General features: G+C 71.6%; 23 protein-coding genes. All 23 read left to right on the top strand.

Going from position 1 to position 22,649, the window contains the following annotated elements; all coding sequences use genetic code 11:
• The first annotated feature begins 10 nt into the window (after positions 1 to 10).
• The 23 genes from fxlM (at position 11) to ACF9IK_RS29950 (ending at position 22,627) form a co-directional block, all read left to right on the top strand.
• Positions 11 to 2,086, top strand: coding sequence for a methyltransferase, FxLD system (gene fxlM, locus ACF9IK_RS30060; protein WP_395297211.1), 2,076 nt, complete (start codon positions 11 to 13; stop codon positions 2,084 to 2,086).
• On the top strand, positions 2,083 to 3,246 hold the full coding sequence (locus tag ACF9IK_RS30055; RefSeq protein ID WP_395297210.1) for a hypothetical protein: 1,164 nt from the start codon (positions 2,083 to 2,085) through the stop codon (positions 3,244 to 3,246). Before fxlM ends, ACF9IK_RS30055 begins: the two co-directional genes overlap by 4 nt.
• Before the next feature lie 98 nt (positions 3,247 to 3,344).
• Positions 3,345 to 4,424, top strand: a complete 1,080-nt coding sequence (locus tag ACF9IK_RS30050) for a hypothetical protein (protein ID WP_395297209.1) — start codon at positions 3,345 to 3,347, stop codon at positions 4,422 to 4,424.
• Positions 4,425 to 4,482: 58 nt separating this feature from the next.
• On the top strand, positions 4,483 to 5,970 hold the full coding sequence (locus ACF9IK_RS30045; protein ID WP_395297208.1) for a GNAT family N-acetyltransferase: 1,488 nt from the start codon (positions 4,483 to 4,485) through the stop codon (positions 5,968 to 5,970).
• Positions 5,967 to 6,977 (top strand): NUDIX domain-containing protein, encoded by a 1,011-nt coding sequence (locus ACF9IK_RS30040; protein WP_395297207.1) that lies wholly within the window; start codon positions 5,967 to 5,969, stop codon positions 6,975 to 6,977. Before ACF9IK_RS30045 ends, ACF9IK_RS30040 begins: the two co-directional genes overlap by 4 nt.
• A gap of 53 nt (positions 6,978 to 7,030) precedes the next feature.
• A complete protein-coding gene (locus tag ACF9IK_RS30035) occupies positions 7,031 to 7,516 on the top strand; it encodes an NUDIX domain-containing protein (RefSeq protein WP_395297206.1) in 486 nt (161 codons plus the stop codon).
• Positions 7,513 to 7,749 carry a hypothetical protein gene (locus ACF9IK_RS30030; protein WP_395297205.1) on the top strand — a complete coding sequence of 79 codons (237 nt, stop codon included), beginning with the start codon at positions 7,513 to 7,515 and terminating at the stop codon, positions 7,747 to 7,749. Before ACF9IK_RS30035 ends, ACF9IK_RS30030 begins: the two co-directional genes overlap by 4 nt.
• Complete coding sequence (locus ACF9IK_RS30025; RefSeq protein ID WP_395297204.1) at positions 7,746 to 8,378, top strand: class I SAM-dependent methyltransferase; 633 nt, start codon at positions 7,746 to 7,748, stop codon at positions 8,376 to 8,378. Before ACF9IK_RS30030 ends, ACF9IK_RS30025 begins: the two co-directional genes overlap by 4 nt.
• A 62-nt stretch (positions 8,379 to 8,440) precedes the next feature.
• Positions 8,441 to 8,935: an NUDIX domain-containing protein gene (locus ACF9IK_RS30020; RefSeq protein ID WP_395297203.1), complete on the top strand. Its 495-nt coding sequence runs from the start codon at positions 8,441 to 8,443 to the stop codon at positions 8,933 to 8,935.
• 93 nt (positions 8,936 to 9,028) lie between these two features.
• The gene (locus ACF9IK_RS30015) at positions 9,029 to 10,405 is read left to right on the top strand and encodes an NUDIX domain-containing protein (protein WP_395297202.1); all 1,377 of its coding nucleotides are present in this window, start codon (positions 9,029 to 9,031) and stop codon (positions 10,403 to 10,405) included.
• Positions 10,402 to 10,902, top strand: coding sequence for an NUDIX hydrolase (locus tag ACF9IK_RS30010; RefSeq protein ID WP_395297201.1), 501 nt, complete (start codon positions 10,402 to 10,404; stop codon positions 10,900 to 10,902). Before ACF9IK_RS30015 ends, ACF9IK_RS30010 begins: the two co-directional genes overlap by 4 nt.
• Complete coding sequence (locus ACF9IK_RS30005; RefSeq protein WP_395297200.1) at positions 10,899 to 11,786, top strand: phosphotransferase family protein; 888 nt, start codon at positions 10,899 to 10,901, stop codon at positions 11,784 to 11,786. The genes ACF9IK_RS30010 and ACF9IK_RS30005 overlap by 4 nt, the downstream gene beginning before the upstream one ends.
• A 53-nt stretch (positions 11,787 to 11,839) precedes the next feature.
• Positions 11,840 to 12,316, top strand: coding sequence for a GNAT family N-acetyltransferase (locus tag ACF9IK_RS30000; RefSeq protein WP_395297199.1), 477 nt, complete (start codon positions 11,840 to 11,842; stop codon positions 12,314 to 12,316).
• On the top strand, positions 12,313 to 12,822 hold the full coding sequence (locus ACF9IK_RS29995; protein ID WP_395297198.1) for an HIT family protein: 510 nt from the start codon (positions 12,313 to 12,315) through the stop codon (positions 12,820 to 12,822). The genes ACF9IK_RS30000 and ACF9IK_RS29995 overlap by 4 nt, the downstream gene beginning before the upstream one ends.
• Complete coding sequence (locus tag ACF9IK_RS29990; RefSeq protein ID WP_395297197.1) at positions 12,819 to 13,331, top strand: NUDIX domain-containing protein; 513 nt, start codon at positions 12,819 to 12,821, stop codon at positions 13,329 to 13,331. Before ACF9IK_RS29995 ends, ACF9IK_RS29990 begins: the two co-directional genes overlap by 4 nt.
• Positions 13,332 to 13,368: 37 nt before the next feature.
• Positions 13,369 to 15,375, top strand: a complete 2,007-nt coding sequence (locus ACF9IK_RS29985; protein WP_395297196.1) for an ABC transporter ATP-binding protein — start codon at positions 13,369 to 13,371, stop codon at positions 15,373 to 15,375.
• A gap of 25 nt (positions 15,376 to 15,400) precedes the next feature.
• Positions 15,401 to 16,639: a hypothetical protein gene (locus tag ACF9IK_RS29980; RefSeq protein ID WP_395297195.1), complete on the top strand. Its 1,239-nt coding sequence runs from the start codon at positions 15,401 to 15,403 to the stop codon at positions 16,637 to 16,639.
• 148 nt (positions 16,640 to 16,787) lie between these two features.
• A complete protein-coding gene (locus tag ACF9IK_RS29975) occupies positions 16,788 to 17,765 on the top strand; it encodes an endonuclease/exonuclease/phosphatase family protein (protein WP_395297194.1) in 978 nt (325 codons plus the stop codon).
• A gap of 14 nt (positions 17,766 to 17,779) precedes the next feature.
• A complete protein-coding gene (locus tag ACF9IK_RS29970) occupies positions 17,780 to 18,442 on the top strand; it encodes a 2'-5' RNA ligase family protein (RefSeq protein ID WP_395297193.1) in 663 nt (220 codons plus the stop codon).
• Positions 18,443 to 18,502: 60 nt separating this feature from the next.
• The gene (locus ACF9IK_RS29965; RefSeq protein WP_395297192.1) at positions 18,503 to 19,183 is read left to right on the top strand and encodes a hypothetical protein; all 681 of its coding nucleotides are present in this window, start codon (positions 18,503 to 18,505) and stop codon (positions 19,181 to 19,183) included.
• Between the two features lie 119 nt (positions 19,184 to 19,302).
• Positions 19,303 to 19,947: a DUF5753 domain-containing protein gene (locus tag ACF9IK_RS29960; RefSeq protein ID WP_395297191.1), complete on the top strand. Its 645-nt coding sequence runs from the start codon at positions 19,303 to 19,305 to the stop codon at positions 19,945 to 19,947.
• A 308-nt stretch (positions 19,948 to 20,255) separates the two neighbouring features.
• The gene (locus ACF9IK_RS29955) at positions 20,256 to 20,738 is read left to right on the top strand and encodes a hypothetical protein (protein ID WP_395297190.1); all 483 of its coding nucleotides are present in this window, start codon (positions 20,256 to 20,258) and stop codon (positions 20,736 to 20,738) included.
• A 566-nt stretch (positions 20,739 to 21,304) separates the two neighbouring features.
• Positions 21,305 to 22,627, top strand: a complete 1,323-nt coding sequence (locus tag ACF9IK_RS29950) for a UDP-glucose dehydrogenase family protein (RefSeq protein ID WP_395297189.1) — start codon at positions 21,305 to 21,307, stop codon at positions 22,625 to 22,627.
• The last annotated feature ends 22 nt before the right edge of the window (positions 22,628 to 22,649 follow it).

The following is a 22,649-nucleotide window of genomic DNA, read 5'->3' as shown; positions in this document are numbered from 1 at the left end:
GACCGATCCGATGACTACCGGCTGGATCCAGCACAACATCACGCTCACCGACCAGGACACGGCTGAGCGGCTCGCCGCCGACCGTCTCGCCCCCGTCCTCACCGCTGCCACGAACTCCGGTGCGCTCGACGGCTGGTGGTACATGCGCAAACAAGGCCTGCGGTTGCGCTACCGCGCCGCCGCCCCCGAACCCTCCGTCACCGCGCTGCTGGACGCGCTCGTCGAGAAGGGGCCAATCGCGGGCTGGGCCACCGTCATCTACGAGCCGGAGACCCACGCCTTCGGCGGTCCCGAGGCCATGGAAGTCGCCCACCGCCTCTTCCACGCCGACAGCCGCCACCTCCTGGCTCGGGCGGCCGAGCCCGGCCCGCCCGCGCTGGGCCGGTCCGAGACCGTGGTCGTCCTCATCTCCGCCATGCTCCGGGCAGCCGGACTCGACTGGTACGAACAGGGCCACGTCTGGGCCCAGTTCGCCATGCTCCGTGACACTCCCGCCCCCGTGGCCCCCGAACGGGCAGCCACGCTGACCGCCGCCATCCAGCACCTGATGCGCCTCGACACCTGGGCACTCACCCGCGACACCGCCCCACTCGCCCACCATGGCGACTGGGTCCACGCCTTCCAGCAGACCGGGCAAGACCTCGCCCGCCTCGCCCGAGACGGCGTTCTCACCCGCGGCCTGCGCGCCGTCCTCGCCCACCACCTCGTCTTCCACGCCAACCGCGCCGGCCTGCCGGTCGACCACCAATCCGCCATGGCCGCACGGGCCTTGGACGCCGTATTCCACTCCGACGAGGGCCCCGCGCCCTCGACCTCCACCATCCGACCAACCACTAGGGTCACCGATATGACTACTCTCAGCAACGAAACCGGATCCGCCGAGCAGCTTCGCGGAGCCCTCACCGCCCGCCTGATCGACCAGGGCGCCATCCGCACCGGCGCGGTCGAGGCCGCCTTCCGCGCGGTGTCCCGCGAGCCCTTCCTGCCCGGCTTCCCGCTGGAGGCCGCCTACGCGGACAACCCCACCTACACCAAGGCCGACGGCTCCGGCACCCAGATCAGCGCCGCCTCCCAGCCCGCGATCGTGGCCCTGATGCTCGAACAGCTCGACCCGCAGCCCGGCGAGAAGATCTTCGAAGCCGGAGCCGGTACCGGCGTCAACGCCGCCTACATGGGCCACATCGTCGGCGCCGACGGGCATTTGGTGACCGTGGACGTGGACGAGGACCTCGTCGACGGCGCCCGCAAGCACCTAGCCGACGCAGGCGTCACCAACGTCGAGGTCGTCCTCGGCGACGGCGCTCTCGGCCATCCGGACGGTGCCCCGTATGACCGGGTGATCGCCACGGTGAGCACCAGCGAGATGCCCAGCGCCTGGCTCCAGCAGGTCAAGCCCACGGGCCGGATCGTGCTGCCGCTGCGGTTGCGCGGCACCGCCAGCCGGGTCATCGCCTTCGAGCGCGCCGAGGGCGGCTGGGTGTCAGTCGACGACCAGCTCGCGGTCTTCATGCCGCTGCGCGGCAGCATGGACGACGCCCGCCGCACCGTAACCCTCACCGGCGAGGGCGACGTCACCCTCCAGGTCCACAAGGACCAGCACGACGCGGTCGACGCCGAGCTGCTGGCCGGCATCCTCGACAGCGGACGGCACGAGACATGGACCGGCGTGACCATCCCCGGCGGCACTACATACGAGTACCAGGACCTGTGGCTGGCCCTGACCCTCCCGAACTCGATCATGCGGATGAGCGTGACCGGCAACGCCCGCGAGCGCGGCGTGAACCCGATGTTCGGGTGGGGCGCCATGGCCACCGTGGACGCCGGCTCCCTCGCCTACCTCACCCTGCGCCCCGGCGAACCCACCGCCGACGGCCGCAAGACCTACGAGACCGGTGTCATCGGCCACGGCCCCGACGGCGCCGCGCTCGCCGACCTCGTCGCCGAACAGATCCGCGTCTGGAACACCGGCTTCCGCACCCGGAGCCTGCGCATCGAACTCCCCGACACCCCCGCCACCACGGACCCGGCCGCCGGCCGCTTCGTCCTGGACCGCCCCAACCACCCGATCACCGTCATCTGGGAGTGACCCGCGTGCACCCGACCGGTCCTGTCGCCCAGCGCTTCCCGCTGGTCGCACGACACCGGCCCGCGTGCCTGCCCCTCGACGCCCGTGTCGGCCGGCTCTGCGAGCTGGCCGACGCGGCCTCCCGGCAGGCCGACGCGGGCCAGGCATCCACCGTCTTCAACCAGGCGGCCCTCCTTGCCTCCGACCTCGCCCTGCCCGGCTACGCCCGCGAGCTCTGCCACCGCCACGCCGCCCTCTACCTCACCCGCGGCCCACTCCCGGCGATGAGTGCAATCCGGGGCCTCGAGCCGATCGTCAACCTCGCCCGCCTCCACATCCGCGCCGGCCACCACCAGCGCGGCCACCAACTCCTCCTCGACCTCTACCGATCCGTCACCACCGCGACCGAGACGACGCTGGACGGCATCACCGTCCCGGCCCGCCTCACCGAGACCGACCAGCAGCGCGGTGAGGTCCGTCAGTGGCTGTGGCGGGTCGTCATCGCCGACGGCACCCGCGCCCTCACCGCCGCCGGCCGCTGGAAGGAAGCCCTGCGCCACCTCGAGGAGCACCGCGGCATCGGCCAGCGCATCCTCGACGGCCGCCAGACCGCAGTCCTCGCCGCCGCCACCACCGGCGACCTGTCCGGCGCCCTCGCGCTGCTGGAGGACACCGAGCCGGGCGACCCCTGGGAGGACGCCGTCACCGCGGTGCTCACCGCGCTGTGCCGCCCCGGAGATCAGTACGCCGCCGCGCAGGCGATAGACCGCTGGCTTGCCCTGGACGTGGGCGAGGGGATGGCCGTCTTCACCACCCGGCTCGCGCTCACCACCCTCGACGCTTCGGCCCCGGACACGCCTGCCGCCCGAAACCTCGCACGGCGCCTGACCAGCCGAACGAGTGAATCCGGCGACGGCTACGCACTGCGTGACCTCCTCGCCCACCCGGGCCTCCGCGACCACCTCGAACCGGGCCCGACGGCCGCTCTCGAACAGGCTCTCGCCGCCTGCGCACTGGGCTCCGGCGTACTTCCCATCACCCTTCGCGAGCAACTGGAGGCGGCCCTGGGCATCGCCTCGGAGGTGCTCGAAAACTCCCCGTTCGACCCGGGCTCGCCCGGTGGTAATCCGCTTGAACGTCGCACTCGAACAGCACCATCATCAGACACTCCTCAGCCATAGAACCGGTCCAACTCCGCATCTGAGATGTCGAATTGGCGGTTTCTCACCTGCCGCATCGGCGGCTGCACATACCCCTTTCTGTCGGGAGGAGAGAGCGTTTGAGCACCGAGGTCCAGGCCGACGGCAAGGAGCTGCAGCCGCTTGACAACGGCCGGCGCCTCGAGGGGACCAGCGTCGGCGCGGCGGCCCTCGGCCGCGTGCTCGCACCCCGTCACCTTGACCTGGTCGACACGATCGAACTGCCCGTCACCGGCCCGTTCGACCGGCTCCATACCCTGTGGAAGCCGTCGCACTTCGCGACGGGCCTGGAAGCCCACACGACCACCGACAGCTGGCGCACCTTCCGCGTCGAGGAGCTGGTGTGCGGGGTCCACCTGCGCCAGGAGGCACCCGAAGTGCTGGTCGCCGCCCTGCACACCGACGGCGAGTGGAAGCCCGACCACCGCCAGGCGCTCGCCCGGCGCCTAACCACCGGCTACGGGCTGCAGGAGGACCCGAGCGAGTTCATCGACCTCGCCAGCCGCGTCCCTGCCATGCGCGGACCGCTCGCCGCGCTCGCCGGGATGCGGCAGAGCTGCCCCGAGGACCTGTTCGATATCGCCGTCGTCGCCCTGCTCCTGCAGAACACCACCATCGCCCGCACCACCCAGATGATGCGCAACCTCCTGATCCACTACGGCCACCTCGTAAGCTTCGCGGGCATCACCCTGCGCGCCTTCTTCACCCCACGCGAGATCGCTGACATCCCCGCCCAGACCTTCAAGGAGGCCGACCGGCTGGGCTACCGCGACAAGTACCTGCCCAGGTTCGCGGAATTCTTCACCGCCAACGACCTGGCCACCCTCGGCGACGACCCCGCGCTGACCACCCGGTTCCAGGAGATCAAGGGCGTCGGTCCGTACACCGCCGGCGTCATCGCCTCCCACGCCTCCCGCGACCCGTCCGCGGTCGGCCTGGACGTGTGGAACACCAAGCTCCTCGCCCGCCGCCTCCTCGACAAGGACAGCGCCACGCAGGAGGAGGTCCGCCACCAGCTGGGCGAGCTCTTCCCCGGCCACCAGGGCACCGCCGCCCTCTACCTCGTCGAACACGATTACCTCGCCACCCCGGTCGCCCCGCTCCTCGACGCCCGCCACCTGGCCGCGTGGAACCACGCCCTCGAAGATCCGGCCGCCTGACGCCCCGCCCGCCGGTAGCCCTGCCGATCCCATTCCCCCGGTCCTGAAGGAGCCCCGCTTGCCGCCGTCCGCCGACGCCATCGCAGCCGTCACCCGCGCCTACCTTGACCACCATCCCGCCGAGCGGGCGAAGCTCGAACCGCTGCTCGCCATGCTGGCCACCACACCGGAGCCGACCAACCGCAGCACCCTGCCCGCGCACGTCACCTGCAGCGCCGTCGTCATCAACCGCGACCGGCAGGTCCTGCACATCCACCACAAGGCCACCGGGCTGACGCTCTGCCCCGGCGGCCACGGTGAGGAGACTGACCCGAGCCTGCTGGCCACCGCGCTGCGGGAAGTCGCCGAGGAGGCCGGCATCCCGCCCGGCGCGCTGTGCCTGGTCCCGCAGCTCCTCGACCAGCCCGTCGACATCGACGTGAACGACATCGATACGAACCCCGACAAGGGCGAAGGCGCCCACCAGCACTACGATTTCCGATTTGCCTTCTACCTCGCCGACCCTGCGACGCCCGAGACCGCGCTGCAGGCGGAGGAGGTCACCGGCTGCGAGTGGCGCCCCATCGAGCGGGTTGCCTCCCCGTCGCTGCGCGCCAAGCTGCAGGCCGCGGGCCTGGACGGGCAGCCGGAGCCGGTGAACGCCTCCGTGCTAATCCACGACGGCGTCGGCCGCTACCTCCTGCATCTGCGCGACAACTTCGACCACATCTGGGCCCCGGGCGAGTTCAGCCTGCTCGGAGGCGGCGCTGAACCCGGCGACGGCACCCTGGAGGACACATTGCGCCGCGAGCTCGCCGAGGAGGCCCCGGGGCTGCGCCTCGGCCCGGTGGAGCCGCTGACCGTCGAGTGGACGATCGGGGCGGATGGGCTGGCCGTGCCCATCCAGATCTTCACCGCCCGCTGGCAGGGCGACCCGGAGGCGGCCGACCTCCGCGAGGGCGTCCTGCTGCATTGGTTCCGCCCCGAGGACCTGCACCGGCTGCGGCTGCGTGACTCCACCCAGCAGCTCATCCACCACCACGCCGCCACGTTGGTGCTCGGCCGCGCCTGGCCGGAGATCGCGGAACCCGCCGCCGGTACCGCCGGGACCGTGCTGCGCCGCGCCGTGCAGGATGACGCCGCCGAGCTGACACGGCTGCGGCTGGTCATGCTCGACTCCGCCGGCGTCACCCCGCCGGCCGGGTGGGCGGATCAGTGCACCGCCTGGTTCTCCGAACGCCTGACCGGTGACGGGCGGTTCGCAGCGTACGTCGTCGACGACGGCACCGGTCGGCTCGTCTCCTGCGCGGTCGGCCAGTACGACCACCGGATGCCCCGCCCCGGACAGGGCCCGCACGTCGGACACATCGCCTCCGTCGCCACCGACCCCGAGCACCGCCGCCAGGGCCACGCCCGCCGCGTGGTCACCGCCACGCGCGACTGGCTCGCCGCCAGCGGCTGCGGACAGATCCACCTGACCGCCTCCCCGCACGGCGAACAGCTCTACCGCGACCTCGGGTTCAGCGACTCCGCCGGCCCGATTCCACTGACCTGGAGCGAGCCGTGACCAGCGACCCCGACCTGAGCGGCCAGACCGTGGCGGCCGACCCCGCCCTGGCCCGGTATCTGGCCGCGCATGCCGCACCGGCCGCCTGCGCGGACGCCCTCATCCGCGACCACCAGGGGCGGATCCTTCTGGTGGACCCCGTCTACAAGGACGGCTGGGACCTGCCCGGCGGCATGCTGGAAGACGAGGAACCGGACCTGGCGCTGCGGCGGGAACTGCGCGAGGAGCTGGCCCTGGACGTCGAGGTCGGCAGACTGCTGGCCCTCGACACGATCCCCGCTCAGATCTGGGGGCGCACGATCCTCAGCCTCGTCTACGCCGCGCACCCGGTGGGCGCAGTGGACGCGCACGCATTGGTGGTGCAGGCCAGCGAGCTCCGCGAGGCTCGGTTCGTCACCGAGGAGGAGGCGTTCGAACTGCTCGCGCCCGCTGTCGCGCGCCGCCTGCGGGAGGCGGTCGGTGCGGAGCGCGGCTCGCACACCGCCGTGCTGCGCGACGGTCACCGGCAGCCGATGTCCAAGCGCGACTACCTCGTCCAGCTGCCCGCGCCGATGACGGCCGCCACCGTCCTGGTCCGCGACGCTGAGGGCCGGGTCCTGGTCGTGGAGCCCTCGTACAAGGATCACAACGAGCTGGTCGGCGGCATGGTGGAGGCGATGGAGTCCCCCGCCGAAGCCGCGGCCCGTGAACTCGCCGAGGAACTCGGGCTCACCGCCGAGGTCGGCCGGCTCCTCGTCGTGGACACCCCGCCCGCCGCCGCCAGCCCGTACGGGCGGGCCGTCATGTGCTTCGTCTTCGACACCGCCCCGCTCACCCGCGACCAGGCCGCGAGCCTGCGGTTCGCCGACGGCGAGGTGCGCGCCGCCCACTGGATGGAGCCCAAGCAGGCCGCCGCACACCTGCCCTGGCCTCTCGCCGACCGGCTCACCGCCGCGCTCCAGGCGCTGGCGGACGGCACCGTCATCCACCTCTCCAGCACCCCGCCCACCGCCGGGCATACGGCCTGACGACTACCCAGCCCACCCCCTTTCGGCTTCGGCCACGACGAGGAGCACCTTCGATGCACGAGACGAGCAGGCTGTCGGTCAGCGTCATCGTCCACGACAAGGCCACCGGCCGGATCGCCACCGTCCACTACGCCCAGCGCAGTTGGAGCCCCGGTCCGGCGTGGACGATCCCCGGTGGGAAGGTCGACCCGGGCGAGGAGATCTCGGCCGCCGCCGCGCGGGAGCTGCGCGAGGAGACCGGCCTCGTCGTCGCGCCCGCCGACCTGCGCCTGGTGCACACGATCCAGGTGAAGGAAGGCTGGGACGGGCGCGGCGGCTTCGTGCTGTTCGTCTTCGCGGCCGACGAGTTCACCGGCGAACTGGTCAACACCGAACCCACGAAGCACCTGGAAGTCCGCTGGGCACCGGCGAGCGCGCTGCCCGGTCCGATGTTCCCGACGTCGAAGACCGCGCTGGAGGCGTACCTGGCCGGCGGACCGGCGTTCTCCACGTACGGGTTCGACGACGCGCCCGACCACCACCAGCTGGTCGAGGCGTGATCGGCACCGGCCGGCACCGGCGCCCGGCCCAGCCGCCCGGCGGCTTGGTCGACCTCGACCAGCGGCTGCGCGCGGTCGCCGACAGGACGCCGGTGGTCGAGGAAGGCGTCGCCCGGCTCGGCGGTGACACCGTGTTCCTGTACCGGAACACCTACGAGCCCGACGGCAGCGTGTACCGGGAACTCACCCGTGCGGACGCGGTCGGCTGGCCGTTCCCACCACCGGCGGCATGACCCGCATCGCCTCCGGCCCCGGCGCAGCCGCGGCGCCGGGCCGAACCGACAACGAGGGGGACTCGATGGAGGACTTGAGCGATCCGAGCCCGTGGGATGCCGGCTACCGCGACGGCGCGCGCTACCGGACGGTCACCGACCAGGAGGTCGACCTGCTCGCCGGGCACCTCGGCCGCCCGCTCACCGGGCTGACGGTGCTGGACGTCTGCTGCGGCACCGGCGAGTTGGCCGCCGCGCTCGGCGAGCTGGGCGCCACCGTCACCGGGGTCGACTTCGCCCAAACAGCGATCACCACCGCCCGCGAACGGTGCGCCCACCTGCCCGACGCGGCCTTCCACGAACTCGACGCCAACCGCGGCCTGGACGAGCTGCCCGCCCACGGGTTCGATGTCGTCGCCTTCCGCCTATCGCTCGCGTTCCTCGACCAGCAGGCCGCCCTCGCTTCCGCCCGCCGCCGCCTCGCCCCGAACGGAGTGATCGCGGTGACCACCCCGCTCGCCGAACGGCAGACCGACGGCCGCCACCACATCGGCCTCGACCACACGGCTCTTCAGCAACTGCGCACCGGGTGGGACGAGGTGACCGAGTACCCGCTCGGCTCCCTGCAGTGCCTGCTCCTGCGCCCCTGACCGCCTGGCCCATCTGCCGCCCGCCACGGCACGGGGGCGGCCCCGAACGAAGGAGTGACGACGTGTCCGACACCGAACAGCCGGGGCGTGCCGTGTTCTCGGCCGCCGCCGGAGGACTGATCACCCGCGGCGACAAGGAGGTCCTCCTCGTCCACCACGGCCGCTCCCGCACGTGGGTCCTGCCCGGCGGCAAGGCGGAGTGGAACGAGCCGCCCGCCGCAACGTGCGCCCGCGAGCTCTCGGAAGAACTCGGCGTCGAAGTCACCGTCGGCCGCCTGCTCGTCTACAACTGGATGACCACCAAGGCCGAGCTGTTCCCCGGCGCCGCCGCGAACGAGGCGGCTTATCCCTGCCACATGTTCACCTTCCACGCCACCCTCGCCCCCGGGTCGGACGAGCGAATCGCCACGCCCGAGCGGGAGTTGCTGGGCTGGCGCTGGTGGGACGTCGACGAGGCGTGCGCGCCTGGCGTGATGGAGCCGTACAACGCCCGCAATCTGCGCGCCGCCCACACCGCGCTCACCGACGGCCAGGGCACCGCGTACCTCGAATCCTGACAGCCGGGCGGACCGCCCTCTCTGCACCCGGCGGAAGACAGGACGTGACGACCGGCGTGCCGTGCCCGCCCCAGAGACCAAGGAGCATTCTCGGTGATCGACTTCAATGTGCTGACCAGCCTCGCCCTCCGCGACGGCATCGAGCGAATCGGCGTCGGCGTGGTGGTGCGCGACACCTCGGGCCGGATCCTGATGATCCGCCGGGCCAAGCACGACGTCCTGCCCGGCCTGTGGGAGTACCCGGGCGGCGGCCGAGAAGACGGCGAGCCCGTACCGGAAGGCGCGGCGCGGGAACTGGCCGAGGAGACCGGGCTCACCGGCCTGCCGCTGGAGTACGTACGGCACGTTGACTTCACCAATCAGCGCGGAAGGCGCGTGCGGCAATTCGTCTTCACCACCGTCGTGCCGGACGGCACCCGGATCACCCTGTCGGCCGATCACGACGACTACCAGTGGGCTACCGCCAACCAGTTGCCGCTGACCGGCGACGGACAGCGCACGGTGATCGAGTGGCTCACCGGCCGCCTGGCCATTCCCGGATGGCGGCCGGTCGGCGGTTACCTCACCACCGTCGCCCGGCCCAGCGCCTACGGCTGCTTCCTGGTCACCGATCCACAGGGCCGCGTCCTCGGGATGCGCTCCACCACCAACCCGGACGTGTGGGACTTCCCCGGCGGCAACGTCGAGCACGGCGAGACACCGTTCACCGCCGCCCTGCGCGAAGCCGAGGAGGAGCTGGGCCTCGAGCTCGCCGCCGAGAATCCCGAGGTCCTCGCCCGGCGCCGCCTGGTCGCCGTCATCCACGAGCAGGCCGGCACCGAGTACCCCGTCCCCGTGTGCGGCTATGTCTTCGACGGCGGCGTCCTCACCCCCGAGCAGCGGGCCCGGATCCGTCTCGATCCGGCCGAGCACACCGAGTTCCGGTTCGAGACGGCCCACGACTGGCGCTCCCGGATGGCCCCCGTCCACTACCAGCGGCTTCGGCAGGTGCTGCGCGCCCACCGTGCCGGTGTCCCGCTCTACCTGGAGCGCCCCGCCCCGGACCGCGATGACTTCGAGGGCGTCCTGGTCTTCATCACCGACCCCGTGGGGCGACTGCTGATGCACCAGCGTGAAGACCGGCCGGGCATGGCCTGGCCCGGCTACTGGACTCCGATCGGCGGCTGGCGCGAGGCCGACGAAAGTGCTCAGGAGAGCGCGGTGCGCGAGGTCCGCGAGGAGGCCGGCATCGAGATCACCGGGCTGCGGCCTCTCCCCGGCCCGCCTCCCGACCTCGGTCTGCCGCTCACCCGCGTTCTGCACGCCGTCTGGGACGGACCCGAACGCGACCTTCGACTCGGCGACGAGGGCCTGGCCGTCCGCATGGTGCCCCTCGCAGAGGTGCTCGACCTCAAGGTCCCGCCTTACCTGCACCACTACCTGCCGCTGCTCACCGCCACGGCCGACCTGCCCACCGGGAGGACCTCGTGACCCAGCTCGACCACACCGACCACCCGGCCGACACGGAGCCCCGAACGCCGGGCACGGACCCGCTGACGCTGGTCGTCGGCGTCCACCTCGTCCTGGTCAACGACGGCGCGGTCCTCCTCGGCCGGCGCGCCAACACCAGCTACGCCAGCGGCCTGTGGCACCTGCCCGCCGGGCACATGGAGCGGGGCGAGCCGGTCACCCGCTCCATGACCCGCGAGGCCGAGGAGGAACTCGGCATCACCATCGCCGAGGACGAGCTCGCACTCGTCCACACGCTGCACCACCTCGACGCCGACGACGGCCGCAGCCGCCTCCAGCTCTTCTTCCGACCCGCCCGCTACGACGGTCGCGTGCGCAACGCCGAGCCGGACAAGTGCGAGGAGCTGCGCTGGTGGCCGCTCGACCGCCTGCCGGACCACATCGTCCCCTACACCGCGCACGCCCTCGGCGAGATCAGCCGCGGCAACCCGCTGTCCACCGTCGGCTGGCCGGCATGACCGCGCCCGCTCTGCCCGACGACGCCGACCAACTGCTGCGCCGGACGGCCGGTCCCTACGAGTTTCTGGGAGTGCGCTCGCGCGACCTTGCGGGTCGGCCGGCGGTGTGGGAGGTCCGCGCCGGCGACGGGCGCCGCCTGTTCGCCAAGCGGCACAAGAACCAACTCATGCACCGGCGCGAGACCACCGCCTACCAGCACCTCGCGCCCGCCCTCGGCCCCGGCAGGGCCCCACTACTGCTCGCCGAGGACACCACGTCGCTGCTCATCGTCACCACCGCCCTTCCCGGCACCCCCGCCATCACAACCGCCCTCACCCCGGCCGAGGAACGCGACGTGTACCGGCAGGCCGGCCTGCTCGCCGCCCGCACCCACGCCCACCCGGTCTCCGGCGGCGTGATCGGCGAGCAACTGCCCTGGAGCCAGGAACGGGAGCGGGCGCTCGTCCGCGCCCGCGAGGCCCAGCTGTCCGACGAGGACGTCGAGGTCCTGGCTGACGCCACCCGCACCGAGCCCCCGCACACCGCCCCCGCCACCTGCCACGGCGACTTCGGACCCCGGAACTGGCTCATCCGTCGCCAGGGCGACGACCTGATCGTCGGCGTGATCGACTTCGAGCGCAGCCAGGTCGAGGAGCCGGTGCGCCGCGACCTGATGCGGGTCACGCTCCAACTCACTCCTCACCGGCCCGACCTCCGCAGGGCGTTCCTCGCCGGCTACGGGCGCGACCTCACCGCAGACGAGTGGGCAGCGTGCCGGGCTTGGGCGGCGATCGACTGCCCCGCGGCCCTGCGCTGGGCGCTCGATCACCACCGCGACGAGGAGGTCCTCGGGTACGCCCGCACTGTCCTGGACCAGCTACGCCGTCCCGCGCCGACCACCTGAAATCCCCATCCTTTCTGCCTCGCACCCTGACCGCCTCACCTGGAGGAAACGCCGTGCCCGGTCTTCCCGTTCGCCCCGCCGGCCCGCAGGACGCCGACGAGCTGCTGCGCCTGCGCGTCGCGGTCCTCGACAATGCGCAGCTCACCGACGAGTGGCGCTCCACCTTCCGCGACGACATGCGCGAGCGCCTCGGCAGCGACCCGAGCCTGCTCGCCTACGTAGTCCCTGCCGACGCCCGCACACTCGCCTCGTGCGCCATCGGCATCGTGTACCGGGGCTACCGCGGTCCGACCCACCCGGGCGGGCTATGGGGCCGCGTCCACACCGTGGTCACCGACCCCTCCCAGCGGCGCCGCGGACATGCCCGCGCCGCCACTTCCGCCTTGATCGAGGCCCTCAAAGACGCCGGCTGCGGCTCGATCGAGCTGCGCGCCACCGAGGCCGGCGCACCGCTCTACCACTCCCTCGGCTTCGGGCCGCTCGACGGCTACATGACGCTGCGCCCCGGCCCGGAAGGCTGGGTACGGTGACCACCTTCGATCTCGACGCCTACAACGAGCGGGCCCGCAACGGGCCGTGCTTCATCTGCTCGATGCTCGTCGGCGTCCCCGGGTACGAGCACCGGATCGTCCTGGACGACGGCGTCCACGTCGCGTTCCTCGACCGCTACCCGACCCTGCCGGGCAAGCTGCTGGTGGCCCCGCGCGCCCACGTCGAGGACGCCATCGGCGGCTTCACCGAAGACCAGTACCTGGCCTTGCAGTTGGTGGTCCACCGTGTCGCCACCGCGCTCGCCGCGACCGTCCCGACCGAGCGCGTGTACGTCCTGAGCCTGGGCAGCCGGCAGGGCAACTCCCACGTCCACTGGCACATCGCCCCTCTGCCGCCCGGCGTCCCCTACGAGCAGCAGCAGTTCCACGCCCTGATGACCGAGGGCGCAGGCGTCCTGCCGCAGGACCCCCGACGCGACGAGCGCCTCGCCGCCGACCTGCGCACCCGACTCGGCAGCCCCGACCAGCGAGGAGTCCGACCGTGACCTTCGTCCCGCCCGAGCAGTTCGTCCTGACCCTGCCCCACGGTGTCTCCTACGCCGGGGTGTACTTCACCGACCGCCACGACCGGCCGCTGCTGCTCACGTCCGTCCACCACCCGGGCGAGTACCAGTACGCCGGCGGCCTCCTCGACCCGGGCGAGGACCCATGGGCGTGCGCCCTGCGGGAGACCGCCGAGGAGATCGGCTTCGTCCCCGCCTCCCTGGATGACGCGCCGCGCCTGCTGCTGCTCTCCTTCACCCCTCCCGAACCGCCGTGGCCGTGGAAGATCGGCGTCACCTTCGACGGCGGCCGGCTCACCGACCGGGAGATCGAGCGGATCACCCTCGACCCCGCCGAACACAGCGGCCACGCCGTGCGCACCGTCGACGACTGGTCGCCCATCGTCGGCCCGCGCCGCCTGCGCACCCTGCGGGCCTCGCTCACCGCCCGCCGCACCGGCCGCGCCGAGTACCTCGTCTCCGAGCCCCGGATCCCGGGCGAGAACGGATGACCAACCCAGCCCACAGCGTCCCCACGAAGGAGAGCGCTTGAAGACCCGCCCGCCCAAGACCGGGACCGCCACGGAGGAGAGCATCTCGGCCAGCGAGAAGTTCCTGTTCGGCGGCCCACTGCGCTACGACTACGGCTTCACCTCCCACGAGCAGACCATGCTCAAGATCAGCTTTCTCGCCGTCGCCCGCCAGATCCCCGGCATGCTCCGCACCGCCCTGCACCTGGCCTGGCGCGCCGACCGCACCGCGCTGATGGTGGTCGCCCTCGCCGAGATCGGCCGCGCCCTGGCCGCTGCGTTCGGTCTCCTCGCCACCAACCGGGCCCTGGCCTCCCTGTTCGCCTCCGGCAGCTCCGACCAGCTGCTGCGCGCCGCGCTGCCGGCCGCGCTCGCCGTCGGCGGCGCCTCCGCCCTCTCCGCGCTCCTGGGCATCGCCTCGTCCTGGGCCGGCGATCGCTTGGAGCCCAAGACCGAGCGCGCGGCCACCGTCGCCTTCCTCGCCCGGGCGGCCCGCGTCGAGCTGGCCTCCCTGGAGGACCCGGACTTCAGCCGGCTGCTGGAGTCCGCCCGCTTCGGCACCGCGGCGGTACGCCGCCTGATCAGCCAGAGCATCGCCGTCCTCACCGCCCTGCTCGGCCTCGTCGCCGCAGGCGGAGTCCTCCTCACCCTGGACCCGGTGCTGATGCCCATGCTGGTGCTGATCGCGGCCCCGAAGGGCTGGGGCGCGGTGCGCTCCGCCCGCCGCCGCTACGGCTCGACGATGGCCTGGCTCCAGCACCACCGGGCCGCCGCCATCCTCGCCCAGCTGATCACCCAGCCGCACTCAGCGCCCGAGGTCCGCGTCCACGCCATCGGCCCGTTCATCCTCGGCCACTACACCGCGATGGCCGAAGCGTCCGAGCAGGAGCAGAACCGGCTCGCGCGCGCCGTCGTCGGCACCTCCGTGCTCGCCTCCGCCCTGTCCGGGCTGGCCGCCGCCGCGACCTTCGCCGTCCTCGGCTGGCTCGTCCACGATGGGCAGATGGCCCTCGCCGTCGCAGGCACCGCGGTCGTCGGCATCCGCACCGGAGCCGCCGACATCACCTCCCTCGTCAACACCGCGAACCGCCTCTACGAGGAGGCCCTGTTCGTCGCCGACCTGGAGCGCCTCCAACGCGAGTCCGAACGCCGCGCCATCCCCACCGGCGGCACCGGCCTCCCGCACCGCCCCGATGTGATCACCCTGGACGGCGTCGGCTTCACCTACCCCGGCCGCGCCACCCCGGCCCTGACCGGCATCACCCTGACCATCCCGCGCGGTCAGGTCGTCGCCCTGGTCGGCGACAACGGTTCCGGCAAGTCCACCCTCGTCAAGCTCCTCTGCGGCCTCTACCTCCCCGACACCGGCCGCATCCTCTGGGACGGCACCGACACCGCCGGCGCCGACCGGGACCAGCTGTTCTCCTCCGTCTCCGTCCTCGAACAGGACTTCCAGCGCTGGCCGTTCACCCTGCGCGCCAACGTTCTCGTCGGCCGTCCCGAGCACGGCGACGACCCCGCCCTACTCAAGCGCGCTGCCGACTACGCGGACCTCCACCCGATCGTCGAGGCCCAGACCAACGGCTGGGACACCCTTGCCGCCCGCGGCTTCCAAGGCGGCGTACAGCTGTCCGGCGGGCAGTGGCAGCGCGTCGGCATGGCCCGCACCCATCACCGCGCCACCACCCACGGTCCCGGCGGACGCCCCACCCACCTGGTGATCGCCGACGAGCCGACCTCCGCCCTCGACGCCCAGTCCGAGGTGGCCGCCTTCGCCCGCATCCGCGAACTCGCCGACCGAGGGCTGACCGTCATCCTGATCACCCACCGCCTCGCCGCCACCGCCGACGCCGACCTCATCTACGTCCTCCACCAGGGCCGCCTCGCCGAACAGGGCACCCACGAAGAGCTCATGGCCGACCCCGCCGGCCGATACCGCGCCTCCTACCTCCTGCAAGCCGCCCAGTACGACACCGCCGTACCCCACCAGCGCGGCACCGAGCCGGCCGACGCCGAATTCTCCTGACCACGCACCCGATACGGAGCAGCCGATGCCCACTTGGGACGAGATGTGTGCCGCCGCTGACGAGGTGCGCGTCCTCTACGACGACATCAACCAGCGGAAGCTGGGCCGTACCTGGAACCTGTCGGACTTCGTCCTCGGCTTCACCGGCGACGTCGGCGACCTCGCGAAGCTGATCCTGGCTCACCAGGGTCACCGCGCCGACGTTGCCGCTGACACCGGGAAGATCGCCCACGAGCTCTCCGATTGCCTGTTCTCGCTCATGGTCATCGCCCAGGAGACCGGCATCGACCTCGGGGACCGGTTCACCGCCGACATGGCGGCCCTCGCCGCTCACCTGCGCCCCACCACCGCCGTGGACACCCAGCCGGTCCTCGAGGGACGCACCGGCACGGCGAGCAGGCACGGTCACGGCCCGGCGACGGTGTTCACTCCGCCCGGCGCGGCCGATGAGCGGCAGCGGATGCAGAGGGCACACGCCGCGGCGGCCCGGACGCTCAGGGTCGAGCCGACCGGGCCCGAAGTGTGGGGCTGGCAGGGCCGCACCCTCTCCCGGCGCGCTGGTCGATGGTGGCTTCGCCTGGTCTGCGCCTCGCAGGAACGCGGCGGCGGGCGCCTGTGGGAGGGAACGGCCACCGCCCAGGCGGCGCTTCCGCCGGCCGTCCCCCGTCCCCGCCTGCACGGCCTTGTCGACTGGTCGACCGGCCGCCACGCCTACCGCGCCGAGCTGTCCGAGTACGTGCCGCTCCCGGCGCTCCAGGCCGGCAGCCCGGTCCTCACCAGCGATCCGCATCTTCCCGACGCCTGGTGGACCGAGCTGCAGGCCGCACTCACCGCGACCGCCACCGTACCCACCGCCCGCCAGTCGGTCCGCCAGCAGTGGATCGACAAGCACTTCACCCGCCTCACCGGCCTTGCCCCGATCCAGATCACGGCCTGGACCACCGGGCACGCCGACCTCCACTGGGCCAACCTCACCGGCCCGCCACTGGTCATCCTCGACTGGGAGACCTGGGGCCAGGTACCCGTGGGCTACGACGCCGGACTCCTGCACGCCTACAGCCTCACCCGCCCCGCCACAGCAGCTCGCATCCGCCGCGAGTTCGGCCACGTCCTCGACACTCCCGCCGGCCGCACCGGGGAACTCGTCGCCATCGCGCAGCTCCTGCAGGTCACCGCCCGCGGCCAACATCCCGAACTCGCCCCGCTCCTGGCCCGGCACGCTGAACACCTCACCGGCAGACCTATCCCCGTCACCACCCCGTGACCCATTCCGTCCGATCCCGGGACGAGGAGAGCAACGAACGATCGCCCAGGACAGCACCGCGACCGTCCCGCACCAGAGCGCGACCAAGTCCACGCCCGCGGCCTCGGCTTGAACGCCGCCAGCCCCGACCCACTAGGAACCACTCTTCGTGATACGCATTGCGAACTTCAACGCCTTCAAACTCGGCCTCACCGAGCACCGCAGCGCGAGGTGGCAGGCCCGGATCACTGCGATCCGCGAGGTCACCCCCGACATCCTGTGTCTGCAGGAAGTCGTCGCCGACAACACCCACGAGCCGGATGAGAACCCCGCGGCTGCGGCCGTTCGGCGGGACCGTGAGGCCGCCGAGGCCATCGCCCGGCTCGCCGCCGACTGCGGGCTCACCGCCGCGACCCCCGACGGAATCGCCGGCACCGCCATGGCCCCCAACGCCGGCCACACCTGGTACACCGCCATCCTGCGGAACCCCACCACCGTCACCCCCGTGCCCGGCAGCTACCGGGCATTCGGGGCACCCGAGTTCCACCACGGCCTCACCACTCTGAGTTTCGACGTCGGCGCAGCCGATCCGCTGCTCGTCGCCAGCTACCACGGTGACCCGTTCCGCCCGGGCTTCCGCGCGAACGAGGGCATCCGCATCAAGGGCCATCTGCGGCGCACCGGCGGCGCTCGCCCCGCCGTCGTCCTGGGTGACTTCAACGCCATCTCCGCCGCCCAGGTCACCAACCCCAGCGGGGAGACGCTGCACTACGACGCCGAGCCCTACACACGCCAGGACCACGACGACCTGGAGTACCAATGCGTCCCGGAGACGATCGGCATCTCCAACCTGGCTGACCGGCGACAGACCGCTGTCCTGCTCCGCCGGGGCTTCGCGGTGGACGCCGCCGCGCACCTCGGAGCGCCGTGGCAGCCGACCGTCGGCTACTGGCCCGACGGCACGGGCGACCCCGACCCGTGGGGCGAGCGCCGCATCGACCTGATCCTCGCCACCCGGCCCGTCGCCCCGGCCCTCACCGCCTACCGCGTCCACGTCAGCAAGGCGAGTACGGAGGCGGCCGACCACCGGCCGGTGTACGTCGACCTCGATCCGAGCAGGATCCAACAGGCCAACAAGGGAGTGTGACGGCGCGGAAGTTCATGTCCATCAAGCGGTTGTGGGGCCGGCCGGGCGGCCCGGATGAGGACTGGGTGCGCCCGCACGTGCTTTGGCTGCCGCAGGACCAGCCGCAGGTCCTCGCGTGCTTCGCCCGGCTCAGGGAGATCACCTCCCGCTACCCGGACGTGATCACTGCGATGGCCGACGATGATCTCCACATGACGATCCAGTCGGTCCGGCCGGTCACCGCCGCCGGGGTCCGTGTGGATGCCGCGATGCTCAAGTCCGCAGCTGCCGCTGTCCAGCAGCGGCTGGCCCGCCTGGAGCCGTTCAGCGTCGAGATAGGCCCGGCGCGGGCGTCCGGTTCCGCCGGGATCGTGGAGGTCTGGCCCGAGAACGGCCTCGCGGAGCTGTACCGGCGCGTCCGCGAGGGCCTCACCGCCGCAGGACTCGCACTGCCTCCGGCCGAAGATCATTTCTGGTGCCACATGTCGTGCGGCTACGGCGTCCAGGACACCGACACCCCTGAGTTGGCAGCCCGGTCCGACCAGCTGGCCTCGGACCTCGGCCGAGGAATCCGCCCGGGCGTCCGCACCAACGCCACCGTCTCCAGCATATGGCTGGTGTGGGAACGCCAACGCCACCACCCCTTGCCCCGCTACACGTTTGACCGCGTCCACCAGCTGCACCTCGGCCAAGCCTGAGAGCACCCCGGGCTGCGATCGCCAGGTCGCGGCCCGCCCCTGCAGAAGGAGAAAGCCCTCGTGGAGAAGTTCACCCCGAAGTTCCAGGGATCACCGTGGCCCTATGGCGCCCGTGTCCTGCACGTCTACGCCGTCCCTGACCTGACGGTCGATCTGCCGCTGGCCCGGCTGGTCGCCGAGTGCCATGAGGCAATGCGCCCGTACCCGATCACCGCGATGGGTGCCGACACCCTGCACTGCACCCTCGAGATGGTCGCCGACACCACGTCCGACAAGATCGGCGAGAAGGAACGCGAGCAGCTCGTTGCGGCCCTGCGCACGCATCTGGCCGGGCTCGGCCCGCTGGAGGTCCTGGCCGGCTCCCCGATCGCCAATCGTGCCGGAGCTTTCCTCGATCTGTCCCCGGACGAGCACCTGGTCGAGTTGCAGTCGCGGGTCAGGGACGCGATCCGCGAGGTGCGAGGGGCGGGTGCGCTGCTCCACGACGGCGGCAGGGCGCACATGTCGCTCGGATACGCCTGGACCGAGGCGTCGTCCGACGCGCTGCAGACCGTGCTGCGGCGGATCTCCCCCAGCCACGCCAGCGTCCGTTTCACCTCCGTCCAGTTGCTCGATGTGCTGTTCCGGCAAGAGCCTCGCCCCGATGGCGCGATGGCCTGGGAGCTGTCGTGGGACCTGGTGGCGACGATCCCACTCACCGCCGGCACCACCGCTGTTCCGCCCGGCGACGCATCGAGCTGATCACCGGCCCCCGCCCTCGTGCCGGCGCCCGTAGCCCTGCACCTGCGCCAGCGCCAGGCACAGTGCGCCCGGCCGCTACGTTCACCAACCTCACGCCTGTCCCGAACAAGGAGCGCCCGATGACCGACCACACCGCTTCCGCCCCCGAACCCGCCGCCGCGCACGCGTCGGCCGCGCCTCAGCCGGACTGGCCCGCGCTGCTCCAGAGCGGCACCGGACCAGTCCAGGCCGCGTTCCGCCGGCTGGTCGAGAGCACCACCCACTACCTCGGCTACAGTCCGAACATCGTCTGGGGCAACCTGCAGACCCTTCCGTACGCCAAGGAGGTCCTCCGTTTAGTCGTCGACCTGCACGGCATCCCGCGGGACGTCGAAGCCGGTGCGGCCGAGCGCGTCGCCCGCGCCCAGTACATCGGGTCCGGTGGGCGCACCTACCACGTACTGCTCGGCGAGCAGACCCTGCTCACCGGTATTGGCGGGCCCGAGGTTATGCGCCCGCAGCTCGAACGCCTCCACGACACTCTGTCCTGGCCCGGTCTCACGCTCGGGATCATCCCCGCCCGCGCCCGCCTCGCCGTCTATCCCGGCGACGGATTCGGCATCCACGACGAGACCCGCGTCGAGGTCGAGGGCTTCCGCGGCGGCGAGACGATCACCGACCATCGCGTCGAACTTTTCCACCGCGCCTTCGAACTGCTCCAGCAGTCCGCGGTGTACGGTGACGAGGCGCGCGCCCTCATCACCCAAGCCCTCCAACACACGTGACCTCGGTACCGGGCACCGAGCAGCCCGGAATGATGACCGTCGTAGACCACGCGTGACCAGTCGTCCTCATCCCGCTCACCGGTGGCCCCACCCGTACTTCGGCCAGTAGCGGCCCACGGTGGCTACCGGACGCCCGCCCCCGGAGACTTCCGACCGGTAACGCACGGCGTTCCCGCGAGGCGTCCGGCCACACCCCGGTCGGCGATCGGTCCGTCGCCCCACGGGTCTAGGCATTCACCCGGAACGGGGCACCTCCGCACAATGGACCCTCCATAGTGGAAGCATCGGTTCACCGAGGGGAGAACGGCGTGGGTGAAGCACGCGAGGGTGAGAAGACGGCCTTGTGGCGGCGAGCCAACGAGCTTGCCCTGCGCAGCGACTCCGTCGCGTGGCAGTGGTGTGTCCGGCGAGCAGCGGAACTCGTCGAGCCGTACTACTCCCCGGACACGGGCCCGTACGACACCCACGGTGGCTACGGGCTGGAGAGCCTGGCGCTGCTGCTCTTCGTCCGGCAGCAGGGCGCCAGGCCGACCGCAGACGCACTCGCCGAAGTGCGGTCTCTGATCACCGACAAGGCTCAGGTGGAGCGACTTCTGACCGAGCAGATCGTGCCTGGGAACGACGAGGTGCTCTCGGATCTGGCGACTCGCCTGATGCGTAAGCACACCCCGCTGCCGGACGTGATCGAGGTGCCGGCCGCTCTGACCGACTACCCGGGCGTTCCGCTGCACTGGGGCCTGGACTGGCTGGCGGGGGCCTTCCGCGAGCCCACTCCCGTGCAACCCGGCTGAGGCTGCCGGCCGATCGATCGGGGCAGGCCGAATACCTGCCGCGTGCTACAGGTCGCCCGCATCGAGGTCCCACCGCAAGTCGTCACGGCGCTCGGGCAACTGCGGCCAGTCGGTCCGCCTCGGATTCCGGCGGGAACGGGATGGTCGGCCGAACCGACGGGTTTGAGGCTCGGCTTGAGGATCCACTCGTTGCGCTCGGCGCGGTCGAGCAGGTCGTTCATGTCATCGAGGTACGGGCCGAACCTGCGGTCGGCGGTGGTGAAGACGTGGCTCACGGTCCACGGGGTCCAGGCCGGCATCTCGGCCTCCCTCGATTCAGGTGCGTGGCGCTGCCCGTCCTGACCACCGAACAGGCGAGTCAATGGAACTCGCTGCTCGATCGTCACCTCACCGCCCACCCTCCAGCGTCGGCCCGTAAATCCAGCGGCGAGCCCTCGCAGAAGAGGCCGGTCTGCGCGCCCCTCCTCGAGGACAGCCGCATCACGAGCACTCTCCGCCAGACGTAGCCCGCGACATGCTCTATGGTCAGATTCGGCTGATGAGCAAAGCGTCTCGAGGCCGGAAAGGTGAACGAACCGATGCTGGGGCAACGGCGAATCGCGGTTTTCGGTGCAGGCTACATCGGCCTCGTGACGGGCGCTTGCTTCGCGAAGCTGGGGCATAAGGTCGTCGTTCGCGACATCCAGCGGGAGCGCGTCGAGCTCCTCCGGAGCGGTGGAGTTCCGATCCACGAGGACGGACTGGCGTCACTGATCGCGGAGAACGCCGACCGTCTGACGTTCACCTTGGACGCGGAAGAGGCTGTCCGCGACGCTGACGTCGTGTACGTGTGCGTGGACACGCCCCCGACGTCGTCTGGGGACGCCGACCTGTCCAGGATCTGGCAGGTGATCGAGACCCTGCCCGACGCTCGTCATCTGGCGGCGGTGGTGGTCAAGAGCACTGTGCCAGTGGGCACCGGCGCCAGGGTCAGGGCCGCGATGGACGAGGCCGGGCTCCAGGACGTGGGGTACGCGTCGAACCCCGAGTTCACCGCCGAGGGCCAGGCAGTGCGGGACTTCATGCACCCTGATCGGGTGGTGATCGGCGCAGACGATCCCGAGACGGCGAAGTTGGTCGCCCTTCTGCACGAGGGCGTGGACGGCCCGATCGCGGAGATGGACGTCCGCTCGGCGGAGATGGTGAAGCTGGCCGCCAACGCGCTGCTGGCTACAAAGATCAGTTTCACTAATGAGATCGCCACGATCTGCGAGGCGACCGGCGCCGACGTTGAACACGTGGTCCGCGCGGTAGGGCTCGACCACCGCCTCGGCCCGCACTTCATGCGGCCAGGCGTCGGATGGGGCGGCTCGTGCTTCCCCAAGGACTCCCGTGCGCTTCGTGCCATAGCCGGCAACGCCGGGTACTCCTTCCAGCTGCTCACCTCCGTCATCGAGGTGAACGACCTGCAGCCACGACGCGCGATCCAGCGGTTGAAGGACGAGCTGGGCGGTGCCTTCCACAACAGGACTGTCGCCCTGCTCGGCATGGCGTTCAAGCCCGGTACGGACGACATGCGAGAGGCACCCAGCACGATCATCGCCTCTCGGCTTCTCTCCGAGGGCGCCGCGGTCCGCTGCTGGGATCCGCTGGTGCGCGAGCTCGACACCGCGCCCTGGTCGTCGACCACACGCTGTGCCACCCCGCTGGAGGCGATGACCGGCGCGGACGCGGCGATCATCGTGACGGAATGGCCGGAGCTCAAGGACGTCGCCTGGGACCAGGCGGCGGCCGTCATGGCGCGTCCCCTGGTCTTCGACGGACGCAACCTCCTCGACCCGCAGCGGATGGCCGCGCTCGACCTGACCTACATGAGTGTGGGACGCACGACCGTCCGCGGTTCGGCCTGATTCAATGCTATGGCCGGGGCAG

The sequence above is a fragment of the Kitasatospora hibisci genome (genome assembly GCF_043950205.1).
GTDB classification, from domain to species: Bacteria; Actinomycetota; Actinomycetes; order Streptomycetales; family Streptomycetaceae; genus Kitasatospora; species Kitasatospora hibisci.
This window is presented reverse-complemented; position numbering and strand designations above follow the sequence as displayed.

Bases quoted from the DNA above. Each gene is read 5' to 3' on its own strand.
- ACF9IK_RS30005 (WP_395297200.1), top strand. From the start codon at position 10,899: ATGACCGCGCCCGCTCTGCCCGACGACGCCGACCAACTGCTGCGCCGG.
- ACF9IK_RS30025 (WP_395297204.1), top strand. From the start codon at position 7,746: ATGACCCGCATCGCCTCCGGCCCCGGCGCAGCCGCGGCGCCGGGCCGA.
- ACF9IK_RS29970 (WP_395297193.1), top strand. From the start codon at position 17,780: ATGTCCATCAAGCGGTTGTGGGGCCGGCCGGGCGGCCCGGATGAGGAC.
- ACF9IK_RS29980 (WP_395297195.1), top strand. From the start codon at position 15,401: ATGCCCACTTGGGACGAGATGTGTGCCGCCGCTGACGAGGTGCGCGTC.
- fxlM (WP_395297211.1), top strand. From the start codon at position 11: ATGACTACCGGCTGGATCCAGCACAACATCACGCTCACCGACCAGGAC.
- ACF9IK_RS29960 (WP_395297191.1), top strand. From the start codon at position 19,303: ATGACCGACCACACCGCTTCCGCCCCCGAACCCGCCGCCGCGCACGCG.
- ACF9IK_RS30035 (WP_395297206.1), top strand. From the start codon at position 7,031: ATGCACGAGACGAGCAGGCTGTCGGTCAGCGTCATCGTCCACGACAAG.